Consider the following 2,791-nt stretch of genomic DNA (forward strand, 5'->3'; position numbering starts at 1 on the left):
TTTATTTACGGATTAGTTCTAAATTGAATTAAGGATGGCAAAGTAACGTTACATAATAAAGTTTCTGAAATTTAGCAAAAAAACGGCCGCGCATGCCGCGCACTTACAGGAGACAAACCGATGATTTACACAAAAACAGCGTTGGGTCAGTCGGTCTTGCACGACCGCTCCCTTGGGTTAACGCCACGGCAGCGCGCGGCATTCATCATGTTTGACGGCAAACGCCGTGTAGAAGAAGTTGTCAAAGGGACGGCTGGCTTGGGTGTGACGGCAGAGGATGTCAATCACCTGTTGGCGCTAGGGCTGCTGGTGGCCAGTGCCGCTGCACCACCTGCCATGCTTGAGCCACAGTCGGTTCCCGCTTCCGCGCAAGGCGTTGCCGGAGCGCCCAGCCTGAATGCCCAAGAGCATTATTTAAGGGCCTATCCCATTGCCACGCGGCTCACCGCGAACTTGGGTCTGCGCGGCTTCCGGCTCAACCTGGCAGTTGAAGCCGCGGGCGATGTGACCAAGCTGCAGGAGTTGGCGCCCAAAATCAAGGAAGCCGTTGGCCCCGAGAAATTCAAGGAACTTGAAAGCGCCTTGTATTCCTGAGCCACAGCGGCATGCTCGCCTTCAGGCATGAAGCGCCCGCTTCACGCCTGGAGAGGGTGGGTCTTCAGATCAGCGCAGCTCAGCGCTTGAATTTTCCGTCGGTGCCAATGATGGACAAATCGGCAAAATCAAGTCCGGTGTGATCTTCAGGGCTGTAGCTCACTTCAAGCCCGCCAATATCCAGTTTGCGAATGCCCTCAAGAGCTGCCTGAATTTTTTCGCGGCTCGGTTTGGTGCCGGCCCGACGCAAGCCTTCAACCAGCACCTTGGCGGCGGCAAAGCCTTCCAGCATGGCCGGGCTGAGTTCGTTCTGTCCCTTGGCCTTGGCCAACTCCTGGGCTTCCTTGACCAGGGAAAAGGCGATAGAGCGCTCGTAAGGAAAGACCTGCGTGACAATCACGCCCCGCGCATTGTCGCCCAGGCTCTTCACAAAGCCGCCCGATGCGTTGTTGGACAGCGTCACGATCTGTGCGGTAGAGCCGGCCGCGCGGAAGGCCTTCATGCCGTCGACCACCGCCTGGGCGGAGGCCACCATGATGACGGCCTGCGCATTGGACTGGTAAACCTTGGTCGCTATCGGTGCGAAGTCGGGCTTGGAGCGGTCAAATTTTTCCAGCACGGCCGGTGTGAGCTTGGCCGCTACCAGGCCTTTTTTCGCCCCGGCCATGCCATCGGCTCCGAAGCTGTCGTCAACATAGACAATGCCAATCCGGGTGATGCCTATGGAGTTCAGGTGGGTCACAGCTTTTTCAGCTTCGCGCTGGTAAGTGGCGCGCACATTGAAGATATGTTTCTTGACGGGCTGGTGCAGCACCATGGCGCCGGTGGACGGGCCTATGAGCGGCACGCCGTATTTGTCGAGCAGCGGAATCATCGCTTCTGTGTGTGGCGTGCCGCGTGTGAGAAACATTGCCACCACGTTTTGTTCTTCAATCAGCTTGCGCGCGTTTTCGGCCGCCAGCTTGGGATCGAACTTGTCGTCGAGCGAGATCAGCTCTATCTTCTGCCCACCGATACCGCCCTTGGCATTGATGGCATCAATATAGAGCTTTGCGCCGTCTGTGGTTTCTTTCACGCCGGATGCTACGGCGCCGGTAAATCCCGCGGTTTGCCCGATCAGGATTTGCGCTTGGCTGGCATGGCTCAGGGCGGCCACCACGATGGCTGCGAACCACAAACTCGGTTTTTTCATATTGGTTTCCTTGGGTTTCAATTTTAGCTGCCAAGTGGACCATAAAAGCATGGAAATTACGAGAAGGGAAAACCACCATGGCGCCTCAAATCCGGCGTCTACGCGGGGCTTTAACTCCATGCCAAGGATCCGCAAATGCTTTGTCTAGAATGTTTGACCTCTTCAGGAAAGACCCCCATTCATGTCCCAGGGAATCATCCGCATTCGCGGCGCGCGCCAGCACAACCTCAAAAACCTTGATCTGGACATTCGTACCGGTGAAATGACGGTGGTCACCGGGCCCAGCGGCTCGGGAAAATCGTCGCTGGTGTTTGACACACTGTTTGCCGAAGGCCAGCGCCGTTATGTGGAAACCTTCTCGGCCTACGCACGACAGTTCCTGGACCGCATGGACAAACCGGCGGTTGACAAGGTCGAAGGCGTGCCGCCCGCCATTGCGATCGACCAGACCAATCCGGTGCGCAACTCGCGCTCCACCGTGGGCACCATGACGGAGCTCAATGATCATCTGAAGCTGCTCTATGCACGCGCGGCGCAGCTGTTTGACAGGCAGACGGCCCAAGCCGTTCGGCATGACACGCCGGAGTCGATTTATGCCGAACTGATGGCGCGCACGCTTGACAGTGATCCAAGAGTCGTCATGACGTTTCCGGTCGAGCTTCCAGGCAATACCAGTGCGGAGCAGCTCGAACAATGGCTCTCGGCCAGCGGCTTTACGCGCGTGCATGCCGAACGTGAAATATCGACCCCTGCGGGCCCCCACAAACTTTTAGATGTCGTCGCCGACCGCTTTCGATTGCACACCGCCGAAAAAGTACGGGTGATGGAGGCCATTGAGACGGCACTCAAGCGCGGTGGCGGTCGCCTCAATGTGTACGTTCAGCATGGTGCGGACGCCAGCGCAGGGCCGCCCCAAGCCAGTCCCGCCCCCTCGGGGGGGGGGGGGAGAGAAAAAACAAAAAAAAAAGGGGGGGGGGGGGGGGGAAACGGGGGGGGGGGGGGGGG

2 protein-coding genes and 1 pseudogene are annotated in these 2,791 nt (G+C 58.0%); 2 read left to right on the forward strand and 1 reads right to left on the reverse strand.

From position 1 onward, the window contains the following. Window positions 1-120: 120 nt before the first annotated feature. On the forward strand, window positions 121-594 hold the full coding sequence (locus B3F77_RS02800; protein ID WP_293603484.1) for a hypothetical protein: 474 nt from the start codon (window positions 121-123) through the stop codon (window positions 592-594). Window positions 595-673: 79 nt separating this feature from the next. On the opposite strand, the gene B3F77_RS02805 is transcribed toward B3F77_RS02800, so the two are convergent. After that, window positions 674-1,786, reverse strand: coding sequence for an ABC transporter substrate-binding protein (locus B3F77_RS02805; RefSeq protein WP_293603485.1), 1,113 nt, complete (start codon window positions 1,784-1,786; stop codon window positions 674-676). 181 nt (window positions 1,787-1,967) lie between these two features. Between B3F77_RS02805 and B3F77_RS02810 the strand changes: the two are divergent. Then, window positions 1,968-2,791: pseudogene (locus B3F77_RS02810) on the forward strand (ATP-binding cassette domain-containing protein); the annotation flags it as partial.

It is taken from the genome of Polaromonas sp. UBA4122 (assembly GCA_002381615.1).
In the GTDB taxonomy this organism is placed as follows: Bacteria; Pseudomonadota; Gammaproteobacteria; order Burkholderiales; family Burkholderiaceae_C; genus Polaromonas.